This window comes from Archangium lipolyticum, assembly GCF_024623785.1.
Lineage (GTDB): Bacteria > Myxococcota > Myxococcia > Myxococcales > Myxococcaceae > Archangium > Archangium lipolyticum.
Genome location: NZ_JANKBZ010000003.1, coordinates 638581 through 660392, shown reverse-complemented (window position 1 = coordinate 660392; position 21812 = coordinate 638581). Strand labels below are relative to the sequence as shown.

At 67.6% G+C, this 21812-nt stretch carries 22 protein-coding genes; 12 read left to right on the top strand and 10 right to left on the bottom strand.

All coding sequences use genetic code 11. The annotated features are described in order from the left end of the window. Positions 1–85: 85 nt before the first annotated feature. Both NR810_RS09815 and NR810_RS09810 read right to left on the bottom strand, forming a co-directional pair. Positions 86–2257 carry an ATP-binding protein gene (locus tag NR810_RS09815; protein WP_257450558.1) on the bottom strand — a complete coding sequence of 724 codons (2172 nt, stop codon included), beginning with the start codon at positions 2255–2257 and terminating at the stop codon, positions 86–88. A 184-nt stretch (positions 2258–2441) separates the two neighbouring features. Further along, on the bottom strand, positions 2442–3383 hold the full coding sequence (locus tag NR810_RS09810) for a phosphotransferase (RefSeq protein ID WP_257450556.1): 942 nt from the start codon (positions 3381–3383) through the stop codon (positions 2442–2444). A gap of 121 nt (positions 3384–3504) precedes the next feature. Here NR810_RS09810 and NR810_RS09805 point away from each other — a divergent pair, with 121 nt between their 5' ends. Beyond that, positions 3505–3726 (top strand): hypothetical protein, encoded by a 222-nt coding sequence (locus NR810_RS09805; protein WP_257450554.1) that lies wholly within the window; start codon positions 3505–3507, stop codon positions 3724–3726. An 84-nt stretch (positions 3727–3810) separates the two neighbouring features. Here NR810_RS09805 and NR810_RS09800 read toward each other — a convergent pair whose 3' ends face one another. After that, positions 3811–4902 carry an AbrB family transcriptional regulator gene (locus NR810_RS09800; protein ID WP_257450552.1) on the bottom strand — a complete coding sequence of 364 codons (1092 nt, stop codon included), beginning with the start codon at positions 4900–4902 and terminating at the stop codon, positions 3811–3813. A gap of 55 nt (positions 4903–4957) precedes the next feature. Next, positions 4958–5458, bottom strand: a complete 501-nt coding sequence (locus NR810_RS09795; protein WP_257450550.1) for a hypothetical protein — start codon at positions 5456–5458, stop codon at positions 4958–4960. Between the two features lie 273 nt (positions 5459–5731). On the opposite strand from NR810_RS09795, the gene NR810_RS09790 reads away from it, so the two are divergent. The 3 genes from NR810_RS09790 (at position 5732) to NR810_RS09780 (ending at position 7185) form a co-directional block, all read left to right on the top strand. Then, positions 5732–5887 carry an HAD-IG family 5'-nucleotidase gene (locus tag NR810_RS09790; protein ID WP_257450548.1) on the top strand — a complete coding sequence of 52 codons (156 nt, stop codon included), beginning with the start codon at positions 5732–5734 and terminating at the stop codon, positions 5885–5887. Positions 5888–6059: 172 nt separating this feature from the next. Beyond that, positions 6060–6788 (top strand): LysM peptidoglycan-binding domain-containing protein, encoded by a 729-nt coding sequence (locus NR810_RS09785; protein WP_257450546.1) that lies wholly within the window; start codon positions 6060–6062, stop codon positions 6786–6788. Beyond that, positions 6766–7185: a hypothetical protein gene (locus NR810_RS09780; RefSeq protein ID WP_257450544.1), complete on the top strand. Its 420-nt coding sequence runs from the start codon at positions 6766–6768 to the stop codon at positions 7183–7185. Before NR810_RS09785 ends, NR810_RS09780 begins: the two co-directional genes overlap by 23 nt. Before the next feature lie 10 nt (positions 7186–7195). Here the strand turns inward: NR810_RS09780 and NR810_RS09775 are convergent, their stop codons facing one another. The 5 genes from NR810_RS09775 to NR810_RS09755 form a co-directional block, all read right to left on the bottom strand. Continuing rightward, complete coding sequence (locus tag NR810_RS09775) at positions 7196–7537, bottom strand: hypothetical protein (RefSeq protein ID WP_257450542.1); 342 nt, start codon at positions 7535–7537, stop codon at positions 7196–7198. Between the two features lie 8 nt (positions 7538–7545). Beyond that, positions 7546–8226 (bottom strand): hypothetical protein, encoded by a 681-nt coding sequence (locus NR810_RS09770; RefSeq protein ID WP_257450540.1) that lies wholly within the window; start codon positions 8224–8226, stop codon positions 7546–7548. Positions 8227–8503: 277 nt separating this feature from the next. Continuing rightward, on the bottom strand, positions 8504–10330 hold the full coding sequence (locus NR810_RS09765) for a vWA domain-containing protein (protein WP_257450538.1): 1827 nt from the start codon (positions 10328–10330) through the stop codon (positions 8504–8506). Between the two features lie 61 nt (positions 10331–10391). After that, positions 10392–11495, bottom strand: a complete 1104-nt coding sequence (locus tag NR810_RS09760; protein ID WP_257450535.1) for a DUF1624 domain-containing protein — start codon at positions 11493–11495, stop codon at positions 10392–10394. Beyond that, positions 11492–12019, bottom strand: a complete 528-nt coding sequence (locus tag NR810_RS09755; RefSeq protein ID WP_257450533.1) for a DUF3105 domain-containing protein — start codon at positions 12017–12019, stop codon at positions 11492–11494. The genes NR810_RS09760 and NR810_RS09755 overlap by 4 nt, the downstream gene beginning before the upstream one ends. A gap of 70 nt (positions 12020–12089) precedes the next feature. Between NR810_RS09755 and NR810_RS09750 the strand changes: the two genes are divergently transcribed. From NR810_RS09750 to NR810_RS09730, 5 genes are all read left to right on the top strand, one after another. Further along, complete coding sequence (locus NR810_RS09750; RefSeq protein ID WP_257450531.1) at positions 12090–13484, top strand: adenylate/guanylate cyclase domain-containing protein; 1395 nt, start codon at positions 12090–12092, stop codon at positions 13482–13484. 96 nt (positions 13485–13580) lie between these two features. Further along, the gene (gene uvsE, locus NR810_RS09745; protein ID WP_257450528.1) at positions 13581–14504 is read left to right on the top strand and encodes a UV DNA damage repair endonuclease UvsE; all 924 of its coding nucleotides are present in this window, start codon (positions 13581–13583) and stop codon (positions 14502–14504) included. A 244-nt stretch (positions 14505–14748) separates the two neighbouring features. Further along, the gene (locus tag NR810_RS09740; RefSeq protein ID WP_257450720.1) at positions 14749–16545 is read left to right on the top strand and encodes a M2 family metallopeptidase; all 1797 of its coding nucleotides are present in this window, start codon (positions 14749–14751) and stop codon (positions 16543–16545) included. A 124-nt stretch (positions 16546–16669) separates the two neighbouring features. Continuing rightward, positions 16670–16873, top strand: coding sequence for a cold-shock protein (locus tag NR810_RS09735; RefSeq protein ID WP_204228396.1), 204 nt, complete (start codon positions 16670–16672; stop codon positions 16871–16873). Between the two features lie 209 nt (positions 16874–17082). Continuing rightward, positions 17083–19059, top strand: a complete 1977-nt coding sequence (locus NR810_RS09730; RefSeq protein ID WP_257450717.1) for a hypothetical protein — start codon at positions 17083–17085, stop codon at positions 19057–19059. A 75-nt stretch (positions 19060–19134) separates the two neighbouring features. Here the strand turns inward: NR810_RS09730 and NR810_RS09725 are convergent, their stop codons facing one another. Further along, entirely contained in the window at positions 19135–19854 is a 720-nt protein-coding gene (locus tag NR810_RS09725) for an FKBP-type peptidyl-prolyl cis-trans isomerase (RefSeq protein ID WP_257450525.1), read from the bottom strand. 162 nt (positions 19855–20016) lie between these two features. On the opposite strand from NR810_RS09725, the gene NR810_RS09720 reads away from it, so the two are divergent. From NR810_RS09720 to NR810_RS09710, 3 genes are all read left to right on the top strand, one after another. After that, entirely contained in the window at positions 20017–20355 is a 339-nt protein-coding gene (locus NR810_RS09720) for a PilZ domain-containing protein (protein ID WP_257450523.1), read from the top strand. Positions 20356–20454: 99 nt separating this feature from the next. Then, a complete protein-coding gene (locus NR810_RS09715; RefSeq protein WP_257450521.1) occupies positions 20455–21255 on the top strand; it encodes an LPP20 family lipoprotein in 801 nt (266 codons plus the stop codon). 10 nt (positions 21256–21265) lie between these two features. After that, positions 21266–21673 (top strand): PEGA domain-containing protein, encoded by a 408-nt coding sequence (locus tag NR810_RS09710; protein WP_257450518.1) that lies wholly within the window; start codon positions 21266–21268, stop codon positions 21671–21673. The last annotated feature ends 139 nt before the right edge of the window (positions 21674–21812 follow it).

Sequence of the window (21812 nt, the reverse complement as noted above, 5' to 3'; positions counted from 1 at the left end):
ATCTTCGCCGCAAACGCGATCGAATGCAGGCCCGGAGTGTGCCCCCCGCCTCATTCTCCGCGTCGGCCGGGGAGCTGGCGGAAACTCACGGGGTCTCCTGGGCCGGAGCATGGGGGAGCTCCAGCGTGAAGGTGGCTCCATGCCCCGGGCCGTTGCTGTGGACGCTCAGTGAGCCTCCGAGCTCCTGGGCAGCCAGGGCGCTGGAATGCAGGCCGAAGCCATGCCCCTCCTCACGGGTGGTGAAGCCGTACTGGAAGATGCGGGTGAGCATCTCCGGCGCGATGCCCATGCCGTTGTCGTGCACCTGGATGCGGACGCGGTCGGTGCCGGCGCGCTCCATCTTCACGGACAGGAGTCGTTCGGCCGGGGGCAACCCATCCATGGCGTACTTGGCGTTGCTCACCAGGTTGACCAGGATCATCAGCGTCTTGTGCTTGTCGGTGAGCATCGGAGGCAGGGACGCCAGGTGGCGCACCACCTTCACCTGGTGGCGGGTGAGTCCGGCCGCGTTGATGCGCAGCGCGTCCTCCACCAGGTCGGCCAGTTGGACGGCTTCCTGGAGCCGGGGCGTGCGCGCGTAGTTCTGTTGCACCTTGACGATGTCGCCGATGTGCTCGGTGTAGCGCCCCACGTCATCGAGCAGCGCGAGGATCTCCTGGCGCTCGTCCAGCAGGTTCTGTCCCAGCTTGCCCAGGAAGGGCATCACGTTGCGTCCGCGCTCGTCCTGGGTGAGGAAGGTGCCGATGTCGGACTGGCGCTCCTGGAGCATTTGAGCGACGCGGCCCACGTGCTCCAGGCGCATGCCGGCTACCCGCTCCTTGGCGACCTGGGCGGAGGTGTAGACGCTGTTGAGCACGTTGCCCACGTTGTGCAGCACGTTGGTGGCGATCTCCGCCATGCCGGCGCGGCGGGCGGTCTGCACCAACTGCATGTGGACGTCCTTGAGCTCGCGGGTGCGCTCCTCGACGCGCTGCTCGAGTCCCTCGTTGGCGAGATGGAGCTCCTTCTCGCGCCGTTGCACCTGGTCGGCCATGAGCCGGAAGGCGCGAGCCAGGAGACCCAGCTCGTCGCCCCGTGAGGTGTCCAGCTCGACGTGGAACTCACCGGAGGCCACCCGGTCGGAGGCCTGGGTGAAGGCGAGCAGCGGACGGGTGATCTGCCGCTGGAGCACCCAGTACAGGATGGCCAGCTCGAGACAGAGCGAGAGCAGGCCGAGAATCAGCACGGTGCGGGCCGCACGGAAGGCGGGCCGGGTCACCACGCTCTCGGGCAGCACGGTGACGAGGTTCCATCCGGGGCCCTGGAGCCGGGCCGTGGCGAGGTACTCGTCGTACTGGGGGAGCGCCTGCATGGTTTCCCCGGGTGGACGGTTCTTCACCCGCTCGACGATGTCCCGCAGGTGGGCCGCCGGGTCCGTGGTGCCTTTCAGCTCGGGATGGGCGATGAGCTGTCCATCGTCGCGGAAGAGCACGTTGTACGCGCCAGGCAGGTGATCGTTGATGGTGCGGGCCATCAACTCCTCGAGGAGCACATCATGGCTGAGGGTGGCGACGTGGCGGCCCTGCTCGTCCAACGGTGTGGCGACCGAGGCCATCGGCTTGTTGCTGACCGGATCCTGGTAGACACCGGACCAGATCGTCTTCCGCTGGGGATCGTTCTGGGGGACGCTGATGGTGAAGTGCGTGAAGTCGGTGATCCGGAAGTCCGGCGGGATGTCCAGGCACCAGCTGGAGTTGTTGGGCCAGTAGAGGACGAAGGGCCCCTCGGGCAGCGTGACGGCGGTGTTGGTGAACCGGACGTAGAAGGCGGGTCCGAACCAGGAGATCACGTCGTACGAGGCGAGAATCCTCCGGCGCATCTCCGCGTCGACCTCCACGTTCCGGGGAATGAAGACGCACGGCGCCGTCGTGGTATCGATGTTCTCGGTACGGTTGCGGATGGTGCCATCGGGCAGATGGATGAAGAGGCGATTGAAACGGGTGCTCACCTCTTGCGGAGGGAGGGCCCGGATCCTCTCCTCCAGGGTCTTCTTGAGCAGGGCGTGGTTGTCCTCGGCCAGGACGAAGATGGCCTGCTCCCGTTGACCGCGCTCCGCCACATGCTGCTCCAACTGCGCGAGCGCTTCGGTGCGCAGCGTGCTGTACATGTGGAGGTAGCTGAAGAAGGTCGTCAGCGCGATGATGACCGCGATGCGCACACCCATGTGGAGGAGCGTCGAACGGGCCAGGGGCGCGCGGAGTCTGGTGGGCTGCGGCATGAGGTCGACCGTGAAGATTCCGACACGGAACCCACCTCGGCAATTTCCCGTTGGGACATGCGAGCGGGGGCTCGTCTGATGGGTCGGCCTCGAGGCGGTCCTCTCCTCGTGGTACGGCAACTCGCCGTGGCCCCTTACCTGCTTCTCGAGCTGAAAAGCAAGAATCGAGCGACGTTCCGTTGTCTCACAATGCCAGGCCTTCCTTGAGCAGGGCGAGACCGAACCACCAGTGGCCATCCGCCGTGCCAAGCTTCAGCGCTCCGGCCATCATCCGTTGATAGAACTCACCGAGCGAGGGGGTGGAGTCGAGCGTCTCCGCGCCGGTGGCCCCCGCGTGCTTCATCTGGCGGGCGAGGTACAGCTGCATCGTGCCGGCGAGCGTCGCCGCCAGGCGGCGGGTGTAGATGAAGCGGTTGGGGAGCTCGACGAACCGCCTGTCGTCGTAGGCCGAGAGCAGCCGCAGGGTGGTGCCCTCGTCCATGCGCAGGAAGACGGAGATCACCGCGAGATCGTAGAAGGCGTCCGTCGGCCCGGCGGTGGCCCAGTCGAGGATCTGGATCGCCTCGCCGTCGTAGACGAAGTTGGTGGGGTTGAGGTCGTTGTGGCCGAGGACCAGGGCGCGTTCGCTGGCCGGTGGATTCCCTGCGAGCACGCGCTGGACCGTGTCGCCGACGAAGACCGGGAGGGCGAAGCCGGTCAGGAAGCCGTTCCAGATCTGGGAGAGGAACTCGCGGGGATCGCGCATGCGCGCGTCGGCGGGGAGGGGGAGCGCGTGGATGCGGCGCACGGTGCGGCCGAGGAGGGTGAGCGCGGCTTCGTGGGTGCTCGGGTCCCGGTAGAAGGCCGCGAACGAACGGTCGGTGACGAAGGCGGTCAAGACCGCGCGCCGCGCCTCGTCGACGTGGACGATGCGAGGCGCGAGGCCCGCATCGGCGGCGAGCCGCTGGATGTGGAGCTCGCGGCGCCAGTCCGCGTCGTTCTCGGACTCGCCAGCGATCTTGAGCACGAACGGCTGGCCGGTGGCCTCGACACGGTAGACGCCGGCGCCCGAGAGCCCTGCGGCGATCCGGGTGATGGCGGTGGTGGGCCCTCTGAGGTCCGCGGGCAAGCAGTCTTCGACGGTCATGTTCGACTCCGGCGCAGGAAGGACGGTTCAGTAGCGAGGCGGAGTCTAGATCGGCGTCTCTGGCCTACAGGTAAAGGTACAAAGTAACATCCGGTCCTCCATGCATTGGGAACCGCTCGCAATGGCCGTCCTCCTTCTGGTGCTCTGCGTCTGGGTGGCCATGGCGCTCATCAGGCCGACGACCGGGCCGAGGCGGCGCGGAGGGCGCAGCGCCATCGCCGAGTTCACCTGGAAGAACTTCCCGACCCTGTACGCCGTCTACGAGAAGTCGCTGCTGCTCCTGGGCTGCATCGCGCTGCTCGCAGGCGCGGCCTACTGCGTGAAACTCGCTCTGACGCCTTAGAGAATGCGGCGGGACGCTGGCTGGAGTGGGCCCTTCTGAGCCGCAGTCGGTGTTCCGCGCTGGGGGCGGGGAGATAGGTCCCTCCTATGCGCCACTTGCGGCCATGCGGCGCAGGAAGGTGGGGGCGACGAGGAAGACGAAGAGGAGGCGCCCCACCTGCACGGCGAGCACCAGGGAGAGGCTGGCGCGGGTCTCGAGGGCGATGGCGAGCACGGAGTCGGCTCCACCCGGCGAGGTGGCGAAATAGGTGGTGAGCAGATCCACCCCGCTCACGGCCGACCAGCCCCAGGCGAGGAGGAGACAGCCCCCCACCATTGCCACCGCGGCCACGAGGGCGCCGAGGGCGACACGCTTCAGCTCATGCACGGCCGCTTCGTCGAAGTGGCTGCCCACGCGCACCCCGAGCGCCCACAGAGAGAGGGGCAGCACCCCCGGAGGCCAGGCCCCTATCGGAAGGCCCAGGGCCGAGAGGGGGATTCCCAGCACCAGGGGCCCGAGGAAGGCGCCGGCCGGAAGCTTCAGCCAGAGGCCCACCGCTCCACCGATGACGGCGACGAACGCCGTCACGCCCCACGCCAGCCAGGGAGACGGGTCCCCGGGTAGCGCCGCGACAGCGGCCACCCGCGAATCCGGAGCACCACCCGCCCACCTGCCCACCGCCGCCGCCACGAGGATGACGATGCCCAGACGCAGGTACTGGAAGAGCGTCACCAGCCGGGCGTCGGCGCCGAGCTCCTCGCTCAGGGCCACCATCGCCGAGGCGCCCCCCGGCATCAGGCCGAGGGTGGCGGTGCGGACATCCACGCCGCCCAGCCGGCTGAAGACGAGCGCCACCCCCAGGCCGATGGCCACCACCCCCACCACGTTGACGAGCGCGACGGGCCAGTGCTCCGCGAGCGCGCTCCACGCGGAGGGGTTGAAGGAGGAGCAGATGGCCGCGCCCAACACGGCCTGCGCCCCCAGCAGCAGAAGTCGCGGCACGGGGACGTGCACCGACAACGAGAGGGCCGCCACGAGCGACACCAGCATCGCGCCGAGGAGCGCGCCCGCGGGCACATGGAGCCACTCGCCCAGGGCGGCGCCCAGCAGGGTCGCCGCCATCACCGCCCATGAACGGGGGCGTACCCGCTCACCAGTCCCGGAGTCCTTCGACATGCGGCGCGCAAGGTAGCGCACGCGGTCACCTCCGGCGAGCACCGTGCAGGTGGCCCATCGGCCGGGACGTCGGCGCTTACGGGGTCGTGCAGGAGCGGTTGATGAGCGTGCCTGACTGGGTCTGCCAGAACGTCACGCGGTAGTATGCGTACGGCCCCCACAGCACCGGGCTGGTGTCGCCGTAGCAGGTCGTGATGTAGACCGACTGCTTCCAGGGCGCCGTGTTCGCCTGGTACAGCACGTTATCGACGTAGATTTGCGTGTCCGCGCCCTGGAACAACGCGAACAACGAGCCCCCCCAGGTCGTAGCCCGCGAGTACGGATCCGAGCACACCGCGCGATACTTCTGGTCACTGCAAAGGAAGTACTCAGTCACTTCGGCGGGACCGAAGCCGAACAGATCCTGCACCACCTTGCCGTCCACGAAGGTCACGGTGCGCTGTGTGCCCTGGTTGGCCGCGTCGTAGTTCTTGATCTCCTGGATCGAGGAGAACGGGCCGCTCCCCTGCATAATGGAGCTCACCCCTTCATCGGCCTCGGTTCCCGCCAGGGCGGCTCCCGCCAGCAAGGATGACAAGGAAATGCCTGCGATAATCATTGATCTCATCAGATTGATTCCTTCCAAGGGCCTTCTGTCAGGCGCTCTGTCTGGTTGTTCAGCGCTCAAGTTTGACTCTTGGAGTGTATGGGACTTCACCCGCAGAACAAAGACACAAGATGCGGGCTACGCAGGAAAATCCCGTCTTTCGGTCAAGGCGGAAGTTTGCGCATCGGGCGGATGTGAGCATCACTCGTCATCGTGGTCCTCCACGCCGCTCCAGTAGCCGGTCACGCTCATCCATGATGTCCCTTGCCGCGCCCCTGCTGGGAGGACGGCTTTGGGGGGGGATGCCTGTACTCGAGCCGGGTCTCCAACTTCCTGCACGACTCGCCCACGCAGTACTACCGCTCCCCGCGCGAGCTGATGCCGCACGGGATGGCGGGTGCATGGATGGCGAAGCTGTAGCAGGTGGGCTGCGAGGGTCCGGCCAAGGGCGAGGGTTATGGCCCCTCACCCTCGGGAAGAGGACCGGGATAAACCAGGGAACGCCTTGGCCTCACTCCCTTGTTCAAATTATACTTGCCGAGGCAATGCCCTGGTGGCTCTTCTCTCAAAATGCTTCAGACAGGGACGGTCCATGCCCACCTATACGGTCAAGAAGAACGACACCCTCAGCGGCATTGCGGCGAAGCATGGCGTGACGCTTTCTGCCTTATTGAAGGCGAACCCCAAGCTCAATAAAGCCAACCTCATCCGTATCGGACAGCAAATCAACATCCCTGCTGGCGGCAAGGTGGTGAAGCCCAAGGTGGTGGAGTCCTCTGGAGGCACGCAGAAGACGCCGGACCAGAAAGCGGCGTGGGTGAAGATGAAGTTCGATGGGAAGACCCTGTCGATTCTTTCCTACAAGACAGACAGACTCGTCCTGGCGGTGCCCTCCATCTCTGGCCTTCCCGCCCACTCGAAGCGCCTGCGCGACTTGATCACAAAGGAGAAGCGGACGGACCTGGATCTCAACAAGGACTACACTGGGCCGGACAGCCAGGACGTCAAGGACGCGGGACCGATCCCGGAAGACGACTACAGCCTGAAGCTGACCAAGACCATGAGCTTCCAGAAGACGTCTGCCGACGGGCAGGGGTGGGGCGTCGGCGGCTGGCGGCTGAACGAGGACCTGTCGGGGAGATGGGACAATCTCTTTGGCGGCCGCTCAGGCTTCTTCCTGCACCATGATGGTGGACAGCGGGGAACGAGCGGGTGCATCGGCGTGAAGTCCGGGACAGACATCGAGCGGATCAAGAAGCTCCTGATCGAGGCGCACAAGAATGGCCAGGAATCGGTGAATGTCGAGGTTGACTATGACTAAGGTCATCGCGGGCCTCGCTGCGGTGCTCCTCTATGTAGGTTGGTCCTCCTACAGGATCCATCAACTCAGCGGGGACCTGGAGAAGGAAAAGACGCGGTTCTACAAGCTGGCGGACGGGTTCGAGCTCCTCCAGTCCGTCAGCAAGAACGACTGCTCTTTTGATGTCAGTGCCTTGCCCAAGTCGAGACTCCTCTATGTGGAAGAAGTGAAGGAGCCGGAGTCACTCTCGGCCCTTCCGCGGGGGGCCCGGCTGTTCCTGTACTCGCTGACGCTGGACGACAAGAAGAAGGAGGAGTTCGACAAGAAGTACCGAGGAGAAGGCCTCCTGCGGTACGAGCCGAGCATCCTCGTGGACAAACAGGGAAGAGTGCTCTCCCTGGAGTGGAGCAAACCGTAGGATTCGTCCGTCACTCGGATTTGAGCTTCTGCAGCTGCTGGTTGAGGCTCTCCGCCCCGTCCTCCGTCGGGTACCAGAGCAGGAGTTCGCCCCTACGGTCGACGGCGAAGGCCACCTTGTCCCTCCTGGCAATGTCGATGAGCTTGCGCGCCTTGCTCAGGTACTCCGGCTCATTCCTCCAGTGGACTCCGCTCAAGCGGCCAGTCACCGGTCCCTGGTACGAGTCCAGCAAGACAATGCCGTCATCGCTGACCTCCACCAGCAGGGCGGGATTATCCTGGAAATCGATACTCTTGTTGCAGCCGAGGAGGACGGTGAGGGCGGCGCCAAGCCGCAAGAGCACGTTGCGCATGAGGGGGTTCAGCGGCTGTAGAGGACCTTGTCCGACTGGTTGTACCACTGCTTCCAACGGCTCAAGGTGAAGGTGCCGGTCGCGAACTTCCTGGCCAGATTCCGGGCCTTGGATTCCGAGACATCGAAGGCATTCTGCAGCTCGGAGCCACGAGTCCCCCAGGCCAGGTCCACCGAGTCATACCCCACGGACTGGATGCCCTGCACGCGCCTAGCCTGCCTCTTGGCCTCGTCGCCGACCTCAACGAAGAAGCTGGTGACGTCGGACAGGGTCTCCCCTACGTTGGTTGCCACCTGTGCACCCGCGAAGAAGTGCATGACGGCATCCATCCGCCCGTCAAACTTCTTGGTGACGTTGGTCGGGGTAGAGGCTCGCACGAGCCGGGTCCTATCCGGTCCCCCGTACTGCACGCTCTCCACCCAGTTTCTCACCTTCCGGAACCGCTTGGCATCTTCGGTCTCGGACGCGCTGCCGGGCGTCTGGCCCCGGAAGTTTTCGGCCAGGATGGAGCCGAAAGCGTCGAACAGCTCCTCCGTGTCATCCTGGCAGTCCCAGAAGAGGTCGTCTTCCGGGTCATTGGTGAAGTAGTATTGCACCGTCTGCTTGAACAGCTCATCCGGATCCAGGACGCCGCGATCGATCAGTGCCCGGATTTTGTTGAGGTACTGATTCTTGGAGAGCTCAGACATGGCCAGTGGTTCCGGTGGCTCAGAGGACTGTGTCACCAAGCGTAACCAGGTCCCTCCACCGCTGTCCAACCGCGACGCCACGAAGCGAGGCGCTACTTTCCTCTTCCCTACACCCGGCCCAGATGATGTCGGTTTAGCGGGAGCCCAGCTCGGCACTCATGCCCAGCCGTTTCAAGTGTCCGAGTACTTCCCCGCCTTCACCACCACCCAGCGCCGGGCCACGCTGCATGGAAGCGGCGGGAAGCGAACCCGCCGCCGCAGGTCGTTTCCCCGAGACTCAGCGGCCGTCGCGAGCCATGGCGTTGCCCATGAGGCCGCGCGTCTTCACCACCAGCTTCGCGAACTCCTCGCGGTCCGCCTGGCCCTCGGTGGCGCCCTCGGCGAGCTTCTGCACGGTGGCCAGGTTCCAACCCTGGGCGTTCGGGCTGCCGCGCAGCACGTCCGCGGTGGCCGCCACCGACAGCGCGAAGCGGAAGTCCGCCGAGGCCGTGTCCAGCGAGGCCCGCATCATCTTCTGCTCGAAGGGGAAGGCCTGCTCGGCGGCCTCGGTGCCGTTGGGCGCCTTGGCGCGGATGCGCACCGTGCCCAGCGGCGCCTTCTCGCCCGTCAGCTCCACCTCGTACATCGCCGTCACGCTGTGGCCCGCGCCAATCTCTCCCGCGTCCACCTTGTCGTTGCGGAAGTCCTTGTCGGCGATGTCCCGGTTCTCGTAGCCCACCAGCCGGTACCGGCTCACCACCTTGGGGTCGAACTCCACCTGGATCTTCACGTCCTTGGCGATGACCTCCAGCGTGCCCGTGAGCTGCTGCTCGAAGACCTTCTTCGCCTCCTTGTAGCTGTCGATGTAGAAGCAGTTGCCGTTGCCCTTGTCGGCCAGCTTCTCCATCAAGTCGTCACGGTAGTTGCCCATGCCGAAGCCGATGGCGGACAGGGTGACGCCCTCCTTCACGTAGCCCTGGATGCTGTTGAGCATGGCGTCCGCGGACAGGTTGGGGCCGATGTTGGCGTCACCGTCCGTGAGCACGACGACGCGCGACACCACGTTGCCCGACACCTTCTTCACCGCGTGCTTGTACGCCAGCTCCATGCCCGTGCCCATGGACGTGCCACCGCCGGACTCCAGCGAGTCGATGGCCTTGTAGATGCGCTCCAGGTCGGTGGCCGCGGTGGGCGAGAGCACGTCCCGGGTGCTCCCCGCGTAGGTGACGATGGCCACCGTGTCGTTCTCGTTGAGGTTCTTCACCGCGATCTTCATCGCCTCCTTGGCCAGCGGCAGCTTGTCCGGCTGGCTCATGGAGCCGCTGGTGTCCACCAGGAAGACCAGGTGCGCGGGCTTGCGCTGCGAGCGCGAGACGACCTTGCCCTGTACACCCACGCGCACGAAGTGGCGGTTGGCGTTGAACGGAGAGGGCGCGCCCTCCAGGTGCACCGTGAAGGCCCCCTGCTCGGGCGGGGCGTAGCGGTATTTGAAGTAGTTGACGAACTCCTCGACCCGGACGGCCGGACGCGGTGGCAGGGCTCCCTGGTTCAGGTAGCGGCGCGATACCGCGTACGACGCCGTGTCCACGTCCACCGCGAAGGTGGAGAAGCGATCCACGGCGGTCTCGGTGAAGGCGTTGGGGGCGTGCTCGGCGAAGGTGTTGCCCGGGGACGGCGGCTCCGGCTGTGAGAGGGGGCTCGCCGGCGGCACCCTCTTCGCCGCCGGAGGTGGAGGCGGCGGGGTGGGGGCACCGGCGGCTACCGCGCCTGACGGTCCGGCGCGAATCGCCATCTCCCGGGCCACCACGACGCCCCCAGCGGTGGACGGGGCCGGCATCGACTTCGCCGGAGCGGCCTCGGCCTTCCTCTTGGCGGCCCCGAACCGCTGTGCATCATCGGCATCCTGCTCCGGAGCGGCCTCGGGCGGCGCGGACGCGACGGCCTCGGCCACAACAGGGGCCTCGGCCTGCTCCTGGGGCGAGCTCGATTCGGACTGCCACTCCATGGACTGTGTGAGGCTTCCTCCGGTGGACCTGTGCTGGGACGTGCTGCAGCCGGGGACGAGGCCCAGGGCGAGGGCGGCACTTCCCCAGCGGGTCAGGCGGTTCAGCTTGGACGAGGGCATGGACGCTCCGGTGTGTTTCCGTGGGAACGGACGCTCGGAACGCACCAGCCTCGATTCGGGTCTAACGGGGCCTGGCGAATTTTTCCCCAACGCTCCCGGGGAGGTTCTCCAGCAGGAGGCGCACTCCCTGTCGCACGGCGTTCCGCACCCGGTCCAGCGCGAGGCACAGCCCGTACGTCAGGCAGATGAGCACCCCCGTCAGCAGCGCGTACCGCGCCCAGCCACTTTGGTTTCCCCACACCTTCTCGAAGCTGAAGCCGAAGATGCGGAAGTAGAGCAGCGCCTCGTGGAAGAAGTACGCGGACATGGACGAGGTGCCGAACGTCTCCACGAAGCGGCGCACGCGGGAGGGCGGGGCGCTCGAGGCCGTCCGCCACTCCAGCCCCACCAGCCCGAGCAGCACGATGCACACCCAGAGCCACCGTTCGGCCGCGTTGGAGGGGTTGGTGACGAAGAATTTGTGCGGCGGGTACAAGTCGCGCAGGGGCTCGGCCGCCAGCGAGCCCACGAGCCCGAGCCCGATGAGGAAGAGCAGCGCCCGGACGAGCCCGGCGCGGCCCCGCTCACCGGCCACCGCCCCGGCATACGCCCCGAGCCAGGTGAAGCCGAGCCATGGCAGGAGGGGGAACACGGCCCCGGTGGTCTTGTTGAGCAGGTAGGCCCACGGTCCTCGCGCGGCCTCGCCGAGCGGCGAGAGGAAGAAGGTGACGAGCGCCAGTGCGAGGGCCACACCCTGTAGCACCCGGGGCCGCGAGGCCAGCGCGGCGGCGATGGGCAGGACGATCAGCAGCGACAGCCCCACGCAGTGGAGGATGTCCATGCGCACGAGCCACCGGGGCTCGCGGAAGAGGGGGAACCACATCCAGTTGACGAGCGTGGCCACGCCGAGCACCTGGAGGGCTCGGCGGAAGTTTCGCCCGAGCCGCTCGCCGTGCTTGCCACTCGGTGCGCTGCGGACCAGCAGCAGCGCGAGCGCGAAGCCCGCCGAGAAGAGGAACGCCGGGGCGACCAGTCCGTCCATCTTGAGGAGGAACTTCGTCGTCCCGCTCTGGCGCAGATCCGGGCGCAGCAGCACCAGCGCGTGGCACTGGATCATGAACAGCACCGCGATGCCACGCAGCCAGTCGATGGCGCGGACGCGCTCGGTGGTGGGTAAGGGGTTCATGGGAGGCATGCCAGCCCGGCCTCGGGGGCCTCTTCGTCCTGGAGCTCCAGCAGGCATTGCAGGGCCTCCGGGTCCGGCGTGTCCGAAACCCAGGCCCGCCGCCACAGCAGGGCGGCCACACGCGTGGGGATGCGCGAGTCCGGGGCGACCAGGGCGCGGATGGCCCCGTTGCTTCCGACCCTGGCCTGCTGCCGGGCCGACTCCAGGGCGGCCACGATGTCGGGGCAGCCCTCGGGGCAGTTGTAGAGGAAGACCGCGTGCCCGTGCTCCAGGTTGTGCAGCCACAGGCACCGGCTCTGCTCCGTGTCGTGGACCCGGCAGCGCAGGGTGTCCGCGCAGTGGGGGCCACTGGTGGGCGGGTTCTGGCCGTCCCCGCACGCCGTGCTCGTGCAGGCGACGTGGCTCGTGGATGACGGGGGCGGCGAGAGGGGAATCTCGAAGCGGGAGCAGTCGGGCTTGCTCGGGCCGCAGGCGAGCAGGGGACTCAAGAGGAGGACGGGAAGGGTGCGTTGGAGCGGGGACATCGGTTGCTTTCTCTTATCGCATTCGTGGGTGGATACGTCAGCAGGTCGCCTACACTGCCCGTGAGATCCCATGTCCGACCTGCTTCGCCGCGCCTCCTCCGCCCTCTTCGAGCACACACCCGACGGCGTGCTGGTGCTCGATTCACAGCACCGGATCCTGGAGGCCAACGGTGCCGCGCAGCGGTTGCTTGGCGAGTCTCGCGACGCGCTCCTGGGCAGGCTCATCGCGGAGCTGTTGCCGGAGTGGACTCCTCCCGGGCCCCTGGCTCCGGAGGACACTCCCCGGGAGGGGGAGCTCGTCTGGTACGGGTCCGCGGGGTCGCCGCGTCAGGCGCGCGTGCTGCGCGTCCGGTGCGTGTCCCTTCCGGAAGGGTTGATGCTGCTGCTGCGCGACCTGACGGCACACGCGGAGATCGAGGCCTCGCTGCGCCAGCAGAAGGAGTATTACGAGTCGCTGGTCCTCAACAGCCCGGTGGCCATCATCACCATCAATCTCCGGTTCACCGTGGTGTCCTGGAACCCGGCGGCGGAGCGGTTGTTCGGCTACGCGCGGCAGGAGGCGGTCGGACGCAACCTCTTGAGGCTGGTGGCCGGAGAGGGGCCGATCCGGGAGGAGGCCGAGACCACCGCGCGCGAGGCCATCCAACAGGGCAAGGTCCACACCTTCACCCGGCGCCTGCGCAGGGATGGGACGCTGCTGGACGTCGAGCTCCTGGCGCTGCCGGTGACGGTGGAGGGGGAGCACGTGGGGTTCGTGGCCATCTACCACGACATCACCGAGCTCCGCCGGCTGCACGAGCAGGAGGTGGCGCACCTGCGCACCATCCAGCGCGAGCGCGAGCGGGTGGATCAGCTCCTGCTCAACATCCTGCCCAAGCCCGTGGCCGACCGGCTCAAGCAGGGCCAGCGGATCATCGTGGAGAACTTCCCGGACGTCACCGTGCTGTTCGCCGACCTGGTGGACTTCACCCATTTCTCCACCCAGCACACGCCGCCGGACGTGTTGCAGGTGCTGAACATGGTCTTCTCGGTGTTCGACCAGCTCACGGACGAGCTCGGGGTGGAGAAGGTGAAGACGATTGGCGACGCGTACATGGCGGTGGGCGGGCTGTCGCTGCCCCGGAGCGACCATGCCGAGGCCATGGCGAGCCTGGCGCTGGCCATGCGCGCCGAGCTCCTGAAGCTGGGCGCGCAGTTGCAGATCCCCCTGCATCTGCGCATCGGCATCCACTCGGGCCCGGTGATCGCCGGGGTCATCGGTGACAAGAAGTTCGCCTATGATCTCTGGGGAGACACGGTCAACACGGCGAGCCGGATGGAGTCCCACGGCGTGGTGGATGGCATCCATGTCACCGAGGCGGTCCACGAGCGGTTGAGAGGCCGCTACCGCTTCCAGGACCAGGGTGTGACGCACGTGAAGGGGAAGGGGCCCATGCGTACCTGGTTGCTGCTCGGCGCGGAGTGAGCGGGGACGAGGCTTCTCCGGCTGCCCTGGCTGGCCGCCCTCCCGTCGGGCTCAGCGGGCCTGTGCGACGTTCCTCCCAGGACGAATCCTAGGAGGGTGCGAGAAGGACTCTCTTCATATCGGCTCGGCTACGTCGCCAACTGTCTCTCGCTCGAGGTGGGGGCGAGCCATACGTGCCGGCTCGCGGGCGCCACTCCCGAGCGGCTCGAGGCGCTCATCGAGCAGAACCTCTCCGAGCTCGAGCAGATCCTCCTGTTCAACGAGGCGCGAGGCATCGAGCTGTTCCGCATCGGCTCCTCGCTCATCCCGTTCGGCTCACACCCCGTCAACACGTTGAAGTGGTGGCGCAAGTACGCCCGTGAGTTCGATCGCCTGGGGCACATCGCCCGGCGCTCGCGCCAGCGGCTCTCGATGCATCCCTCGCCGGCGGGGGCGTCGCTGACGTCCGTGCACCAGCGGGTGCGCGATGCGGCGATCGCCGAGCTGCGCTACAGCGCCCGCGTGTTGGACCTGCTCGGCCAGGGGCCCGAGGCGCGCGTGGTGCTCCACCTCGGGGGCGCGGCGCCGAGCCGGCCCGAGGCGCTGGACAACGCGCACCGCATGCTGGACGCCATGCCCGAGGAGTTGCGCAACCGGATCGTCATCGAGCACGACGACAAGGTCTGGTCGGCGCGCGAGGTGGCCCCGCTGGCCCGGGCACACGGGCTGCCCTGGCTGGCGGACAACCTGCACAACGCCATCAAACCCTCGGAGCCGGAGATGCCGCTGGCGGAGCTGCTGCGCGAGTCGGCGGCCTCATGGCGGGCGTTGGACCTGCGGCCCAAGTTCCACCTGGCGAGCCAGAAGCCGGACGGCAGACCGGGAGCGCACGCGGACCGGATCGATCCCCGGGACTTCCGGGCGGTGGTGGCGGCGCTGGATGGCCCGGCGGACCTGATGCTGGAGGCCAAGGACAAGGACCTGGCCCTCTTCGCACTGCGTCAAGAAGCGGAGTCGGTGCTCCAACCCGTCTCCGTGTAGGCCCCCTCTCCCTCTGGGAGAGGGCTGGGGTGAGGGTCTGCCTCCAACCGTGAACACCCCGTCACTTTAGAAGTGTGCTTCACGCGGGCGTTCTTCTAGGTTCCGCCCCGTCATGAAACACACCTCTCCCGTCAAGCAGCTCCTTCGCGCTGCCCTCGCGGTCGTCCCGCTCGTCGCCAACCCGGCCTGTACGCCCTCGGCGCACGGTCCCAACGCGGTCACGCCCGAGGGCGCGCGCGCCCCGATGCCGCCCGCGGAGGCGGCGCGGAGGTCCGCCGAGTCCCAGCCCGCGGCCACCGCCCCGGCCACCGCCGAGGGGGCGCGCCAGTTCACCCAGCGCGTGAACGAGGATCTCCGGCGTTTGTGGACGAGGCAGGCCACAGCCGAGTGGATCAAGTCCACGTACATCACCGACGACACCGAGCGGAACGCGGCCACGATCAACGAGGAGGTGATGGCCTACCTCAACCAGGCCATCAAGGAGGCGGCGCGCTTCAAGGACGTGCAGGGGCTGGACGCGGACAGCGCGCGCATGCTGCACCTGTTGCGCGTGTCCTCGGCGCTGCCGGCGCCGAGCGACGCGCAGAAGCGCGCGGAGCTGGCCTCCATCGCCGCGAAGCTCGAGGGCCTCTACGGCAAGGGCAAGTACTGCGGCAAGGACGGCAAGGGCCAGTGCAAGGATCTGGGTGAGCTGTCGGACGTGATGGCCAAGAGCCGCAAGTACGACGAGCTGCTCGAGGCCTGGGTGGGCTGGCACGCCATCTCGCGGGAGATGCGCCCGCTCTACCAGCGCCAGGTGGACATCTCCAACGAGGGGGCCCGGGAGATCGGCTTCGCGGACCTGGGCTCGCTCTGGCGCTCCAACTACGACATGCCGCCCGAGGCCTTCGAGCAGGAGGCCCAGCGGCTGTGGGGGCAGGTGAAGCCCCTCTATGACGAGCTGCACTGCTACGTGCGCGCCCGCCTCGCGAAGCAGTACGGCGAGGACAAGGTGCCCGCGGGCAAGGCCATTCCCGCGCACCTGCTCGGCAACATGTGGGCGCAGGAGTGGAACAACATCTACAACCTGGTGGAGCCCTACAAGGGGCAGCCCAGCCTGGACGTGGACGCCGAGCTGAAGCGGCAGAACTACGATGCCATCCGCATGGTGAAGACGGGCGAGGGCTTCTTCACCTCGCTGGGGCTGCAGCAGCTCCCGGAGACGTTCTGGCAGCGCTCGCAGTTCACCAAGCCGCGCGACCGCGACGTGGTGTGCCACGCCAGCGCCTGGGACGTCACCTACGACAACGACCTGCGCATCAAGATGTGCATCAAGCCCACCGAGGAGGATCTGGTCACCATCCACCACGAGCTGGGCCACAACTACTACTACACGAACTACTACAAGCTCCCGGTGCTCTATCAGCAGGGCGCGCATGACGGCTTCCACGAGGCCATCGGCGATGCGATCACCCTCTCCATCACCCCGGGCTACCTCAAGCAGATGGGCCTCTTGAAGGAGGTGCCGCAGGGCGACAAGGGCCTCATCAACCTGCAGATGAAGGACGCGATGGAGAAGGTGGCCTTCCTGCCCTTCGGCCTGCTGGTGGACCAGTGGCGCTGGGAGGTCTTCTCCGGGCGGGTGAAGCCGGAGGACTACAACAAGTCCTGGTGGGCGCTGCGCGAGAAGTACCAGGGCGTGCGCGCGCCGGTGGAGCGCACGGAGCAGGACTTCGATCCGGGCGCCAAGTACCACGTCCCCGCCAACGTCCCCTACACGCGCTACTTCCTGGCGCGCATCCTCCAGTTCCAGTTCCACCGCGCGCTCTGCCAGGCCGCCGGCCACCAGGGGGCACTCCACGAGTGCTCCATCTACGGCAACAAGGAGGCCGGGAAGCGGCTCCAGGCCATGCTGGCGATGGGCTCGAGCAAGCCCTGGCCGGATGCGCTCCAGGCCCTCACCGGCCAGCGCGAGATGGATGCCTCGGCCCTCCTCGAGTACTTCACCCCGCTGCGCCGTTGGCTGCAGGAGCAGAACAAGGGACAAAAGTGCGGTTGGTAGGGGTTCCCGGGTAGACAGGGCTCGAGAGCCCGCCTAGATTTCCCACCCGCGCCTGGTCGGGCTTCATCCGGCCAGGCTCGGGCGGCGGATTTTCGCGGTCCGTCTTGAAAGAAGAAGAGAGCAAATGGCGACTGGTATTGTGAAGTGGTTCAACGATGCGAAGGGGTTCGGATTCATCACGCAGGACGGCGGTGGCGAGGACGTGTTCTGCCACCACTCCGCCATCAACATGGATGGCTTCCGCACCCTGGCCGAGGGCCAGCGGGTCGAGTTCGAGGTGACCCGGGGTCCCAAGGGACTGCAGGCGCAGAACGTGCGTCCCGCCTAGTCCGGCTCTCTTCGTAAGGTTGTTCCAAAAAGGGTCCGGCCTTCGGTGGTCGGGCCCTTTTCCATGTCTGGAGTCCTCGAGTGCCCCTCCTCTCCAAGTTCCGCTTCCTCCTTCGCGGTGCCCCGGTGTTTCCCCTGCTGGCCGCGCTCGGCTGCGCGTCCGGTTCATCCCATGTCCAGGCGGGCGCTCCGTCCGCGGAGGTCCGTCCCATGAAGCCCGCGGAGCTCTCCGCCCTGAAGGCCGAGCTCGTCGCCCGACACGGCGAGGCCTCGCGCGCCCGAATCGAGCGCGGTGTGGACCAGGTGGCCACGTTGTGGCGCGGGGAGGACGGTGACCTGGCCGCCTTCGCGCGCGAGCACTTCGTCACCGACGAGAAACAGCTGGAGGCGACCCTGGCCCGGCTGGAGACGGCCTTCGAGCAGCTCGATGGGCACCTGAACGAGATCGGCCGGGAGCTGCGCCGTCCCACGGATCTGGATCTGGGGCCGCTGCTGCCGGTGGATCCGCTGCTGGCGGCGTTCGATCCGGGCGCGCATGCCACCGAGGATCTCTTCAAGGCGAAGGTGGGCTTCGTGGCGCTGCTCAACTTCCCGCTCACCACGCTGGCCGAGCGGATGGAGCAGGGCCCCCGGTATACCCGCCGCCAGTGGGCCGAGGCGCGGCTCACGGGCCGCTTCAACCGCCGCGTGCCCGGCGAGGTGCGGCAGGCGTTGACGCGGGCGACCTCGAGCGCGGACCTCTACATCGCCGAGTACAACGTCTGGATGCACCACCTGGTGGACGAGCAGGGGCGCCGGCCCTTCCCCAAGGGGATGAGGCTGATCAGCCACTGGAACCTGCGGGACGAGCTGAAGTCCCGGTACGCGGATCCGGAGGGGGTGGCGAAGCAGCGGATGATCGTCAAGCTGATGGAGCGCATCGTCACGCAGACGATTCCGGCGGCGGTCATCGACAACCCGCGCGTGGACTGGAATCCGTTCACCAACGAGGTGAAGGCGGCTCCAGCCGAGGAGGTGGAGGCGGACGCGCCCCAGCGCCCGGTGGTGGTGGACGGCAAGCGCGAGGACGACGTGCGTTACGCGAAGCTGCTGGCGGTGTTCCAGGCGGCGCGGCAGGAGGATCCGTACGTGCCGGTGGCGCCCACGGTGATCGCCCGGAGCTTCGAGCTGGGGCGTGAGCTGCCCGAGGCCCGGGTGAAGGCGCTGCTGGAGCAGGTGTTGACGTCACCGCTGGTGCCGAAGGTGGCCCAGGTCATCGAGCAGAGGCTGGGGCGCAAGCTGGAGCCGCAGGACCTGTGGTACGCGGGCTTCAAGGCGAACGCGAAGCTGTCGGAGGCGGAGCTGGACAAGCTGACGCGCCAGCGCTACCCGACGGCCGAGGCCTTCGCGAAGGACATGCCGCGCATCCTCCAGGGGCTGGGCTTCTCGAAGGAGAAGGCGGCCTTCCTGGCGGAGCACATCCGGGTGGATCCGGCGCGAGGGGCGGGGCACGCGCTGCAGGCGGCGCGGCGGGGAGACTTCCCTCGCCTGCGCACGCGGGTGGGCCCCAACGGCATGGACTACAAGGGCTACAACATCGCGGTGCACGAGCTGGGGCACAACGTGGAGCAGGTGTTCTCGCTCTACCGGGTGGACCACACGCTGCTGGCGGGAGTGCCCAACAACGCCTTCACCGAGGCGCTGGCCTTCGTCTTCCAGGCGAGGGACCTGGAGCTGTTGGGACAGGCGAAGCCGGACGCGGCCCGGGAGCGCGAGCGGGTGCTCAACGACTTCTGGCAGACGTGGGAGATCGCCGGGGTGGCGCTGGTGGACGTGGCGGTGTGGCACTGGATGTACGAGCACCCGGACGCCACGCCCGCGCAGCTGCGTGAGGCGGTGGTGCGGATTTCCCAGGAGACGTGGGACCGCTACTACGCGCCGGTACTGGGAGGGCAGGGGACGCCGCTGCTGGGCATCTACAGCCACATGATCTCCTACCCGCTGTACCTGGCGGACTATCCGCTGGGGCACCTGATCGCGTTCCAGATCGAGGAGCACCTGCACAAGGCGGGCAACCTGGGGGCGGAGTTCGAGCGGATGACGAGCCAGGGGGCGCTGACGCCGGACGTGTGGATGACGAACGCCACGGGAGCGCCGGTGAGCGCCGAGCCGTTGCTGCGGGCCACGGAAGCGGCGCTCGCTCGCTGAGCTCCCTCTCCCTCTGGGAGAGGGCCGGGGTGAGGGTCTACCGGCTGTCCGCCCCTCGCCCCGGCTCCAAACCGACTACTTCTTCGGCTGCGCGGGCTGGGCGCGCGGGACGTCCGCGCCCTGGCCGCCGATGCCGAGCAGCTCGACCTCGAACACGAGGGTGGCGCCGGGCGGGATGGTGGGAGGCTGGCCGCTCTCACCGTAGGCCGTCGAGGCGGGGCACACGAGCTGGGCCTTGCCGCCGACCTTCAGCTTCTGCACGCCCTCGGTCCAGCAGGGGATGACGCCGTTGAGGGGGAACTCGGCCGGCTCGCCGCGCTTGTAGGAGCTGTCGAACTCGCTGCCGTTGGTGAGCGTACCGCGGTAGTTCACCTTCACCGTGTCGGTGGCCTTGGGGCTCTGGCCGGTGCCGGCCTTCAGCTCCTTGTAGATGACGCCGGAGGGCAGCTTGGTGGCGCCCTTCTCCTTGGCGGCGGTCTCCAGGAACTTCTGGCCCGCCTTCTCCTGCCGCCCCTTGGCGAGCCCCTGCAGCTTGGGCCCGTACGTCTCCAGCTCCACCGCCGGCTTGGCGCCGGAGAGGGAGTCCGTCATGCCCTTCTTGACGAGCTCGAGCTCGGCCGGACTCAGATCGAAGAGCTTGATGCTCCGGCCGATCGACAGGCCGAGCGCGTAGACCGTCTTCTCATCCTCGGTCTTGAGCTGAACCTGGCTCTGTGCCTGAGGGGCAGGGGACTGGGCCTGGGCCTGCATCCCGGCGAAGCCGAGCAGTGCCGCCGCCATCATTGCGAATCGCATGTGTGTACAACCGCCTTTCTCTGAGACGGTGGAAGGATAGGGCGGACCGGGCCTTCCGGCTGGTCGTTTTCTTGCCACCTGTCCGGATGTCCCTACCCTCGCGACACCCTGCTCCAACGCGGGAGCAGCCTGTAGCACTCACGGCCATCGGGAGAGCGAGAGATGAGCGAGAAGCGGAAGAACACGCGGGTCCCCCTCGACATCTACCTGAACAAGTACATGGGGGGCGTGCCGTACATGGCGCGCGCCGCCGACATCAGCCAGGAGGGCGTGAGCCTGGCGCGGCTCATCGAGCCCGAGCACGACGCCCGGCGGGTGGGGCTCCAGTTCCAGCTCCCCGGCTCGGAAGAGGTCATCTACGCCGAGGGCGAGGTGGTGCGCGAGTGGGTGGAGGCCCATCCGCGCCGGCACGAGCGCTCGGGCGTGCGCTTCACGCTGCTGACCGAGCGGCACCGCCGGATGATTGATGACTACGTGACACGCAGCTCGGATGGGCACTGATCCGCGCCCCTTTGGAGGGCGGGCTTGCGGGCATGCCTTGACCCGGGTCGGAGCGGGCCGATTGAATCCGGTCATCCGATGAGAGTGGGGAGGATTCACTTGAGGCGTGCACTGTGGGCGCTCGTGCTGGCGGCTCCGTTGTCGGCGCTGGCGCAGGGCAACGGGGTGGATTGGCAGCGGCAGGTTCTCCGGGTGACGGGGGATGGTCCTCCGGATGTGAAGGCCTCCAATCCGTCCCAGGCGAGGTTGGGCGCGGAGCGCTCGGCGAAGGAGGATGCGCTCGCGGATCTGCTGGAGCAGGTGAAGGGTCTCCGCCTTCGCGCCGACCGGACGGTGGGTGAGGAGCTGGCCCGAGAGGAGACCCGCCGCAAGGTCGAGGACGTCCTCCGCGGCTACAAGGTCATCCAGAAGCGCTACTACTCCGACAGCGGCGTGCAACTGGACGTGGAGGTGCCACTCGGGGCGCTCACCGCGGTGCTGGTGACCGCCGCTCCCGCTCCCGTCGAGGCCGCGGCTCCCGCCGAGACGAAGCCCGCCGAGACCAAGCCGGCCGGGGCGAAGAAGGAGGCCAAGGCGAAGTTCACCGGGCTGGTGGTGGACGCGCGGAAGCTGGGCATGACGCCCGTGCTGGCGCCCCGGCTGCTCGATGACGCGGGCCAGCCGCTCTACGGCGAGGAGACGTTGTCTCCGGAGGCCCGGAAGCTCACGGGCGTGGCCGGATTCTTCAGGAGCCTCGAGCAGGCCCGGAAGTCGGAGCTGGTGGGCGCGCGGCCGCTGGTGCTCGAGGCGGCCCGGCTCCAGGGTTCGGATCTCCAGCTGGGGCCGGACGCGGCGAAGACGCTCGCCGGGTTCGACTCGCGTCTCCTGGCCGAGGGCCGGGTGGCGATCCTCATCAAGTAGAAGGGTGCACATGGCCTCGGTGATGACGGCACGGCGTGGGCGGCGGCTCGGGCGCCTGGGGGTGATGGGCCTCGCGGGGTTGTGGCTCGGCTGTGCCTCGGGCCCGGAGCAGGTGGACTCGCCCGCGGCGGAGCGGGCGCGCGAGATGATGCGCGCGGTGAAGTCCCGCCACGGCAACCTGTTGCTGAAGTGCGAGCCCTCGGACTCCGAGGTGTACCTGGACGGGGTGATTCAGGGGGTGTGCACCGACTTCGGTGGCGGTCCGAGAGGGCTCCAGGTGGGGGGAGGGCTGCACCGCATCGACGTGAAGAAGGACGGCTACTGGCCGTACACCACGTATTACGAACCCAGCAAGGCCCGGGCGGGGCTGACCATCCGGCTGAAGCCGATGGAGCCGGATCGCGGCGGCGCTCCCTGACCTGAGTCGAGGGACGCGCTTCCGGTATACCCTCGGGGCCGTACGGAGGTTGGTCATCGGACGCAACAAGAGAGGCAAGGCGGGCGCGGTGAAGGCACCAGTGGCGAAGGGGGCTCTGGTGCCGGAGGCGTCCCTGCAC

Bases quoted from the DNA above. Each gene is read 5' to 3' on its own strand.
- NR810_RS09815 (WP_257450558.1), bottom strand. From the start codon at position 2,257: ATGCCGCAGCCCACCAGACTCCGCGCGCCCCTGGCCCGTTCGACGCTC.
- NR810_RS09810 (WP_257450556.1), bottom strand. From the start codon at position 3,383: ATGACCGTCGAAGACTGCTTGCCCGCGGACCTCAGAGGGCCCACCACC.
- NR810_RS09805 (WP_257450554.1), top strand. From the start codon at position 3,505: ATGGCCGTCCTCCTTCTGGTGCTCTGCGTCTGGGTGGCCATGGCGCTC.
- NR810_RS09785 (WP_257450546.1), top strand. From the start codon at position 6,060: ATGCCCACCTATACGGTCAAGAAGAACGACACCCTCAGCGGCATTGCG.
- NR810_RS09780 (WP_257450544.1), top strand. From the start codon at position 6,766: ATGTCGAGGTTGACTATGACTAAGGTCATCGCGGGCCTCGCTGCGGTG.
- NR810_RS09775 (WP_257450542.1), bottom strand. From the start codon at position 7,537: ATGCGCAACGTGCTCTTGCGGCTTGGCGCCGCCCTCACCGTCCTCCTC.
- NR810_RS09770 (WP_257450540.1), bottom strand. From the start codon at position 8,226: ATGTCTGAGCTCTCCAAGAATCAGTACCTCAACAAAATCCGGGCACTG.
- NR810_RS09765 (WP_257450538.1), bottom strand. From the start codon at position 10,330: ATGCCCTCGTCCAAGCTGAACCGCCTGACCCGCTGGGGAAGTGCCGCC.
- NR810_RS09760 (WP_257450535.1), bottom strand. From the start codon at position 11,495: ATGAACCCCTTACCCACCACCGAGCGCGTCCGCGCCATCGACTGGCTG.
- NR810_RS09755 (WP_257450533.1), bottom strand. From the start codon at position 12,019: ATGTCCCCGCTCCAACGCACCCTTCCCGTCCTCCTCTTGAGTCCCCTG.
- NR810_RS09750 (WP_257450531.1), top strand. From the start codon at position 12,090: ATGTCCGACCTGCTTCGCCGCGCCTCCTCCGCCCTCTTCGAGCACACA.
- NR810_RS09740 (WP_257450720.1), top strand. From the start codon at position 14,749: ATGCCGCCCGCGGAGGCGGCGCGGAGGTCCGCCGAGTCCCAGCCCGCG.
- NR810_RS09735 (WP_204228396.1), top strand. From the start codon at position 16,670: ATGGCGACTGGTATTGTGAAGTGGTTCAACGATGCGAAGGGGTTCGGA.
- NR810_RS09730 (WP_257450717.1), top strand. From the start codon at position 17,083: ATGAAGCCCGCGGAGCTCTCCGCCCTGAAGGCCGAGCTCGTCGCCCGA.
- NR810_RS09725 (WP_257450525.1), bottom strand. From the start codon at position 19,854: ATGCGATTCGCAATGATGGCGGCGGCACTGCTCGGCTTCGCCGGGATG.
- NR810_RS09720 (WP_257450523.1), top strand. From the start codon at position 20,017: ATGAGCGAGAAGCGGAAGAACACGCGGGTCCCCCTCGACATCTACCTG.
- NR810_RS09710 (WP_257450518.1), top strand. From the start codon at position 21,266: ATGGCCTCGGTGATGACGGCACGGCGTGGGCGGCGGCTCGGGCGCCTG.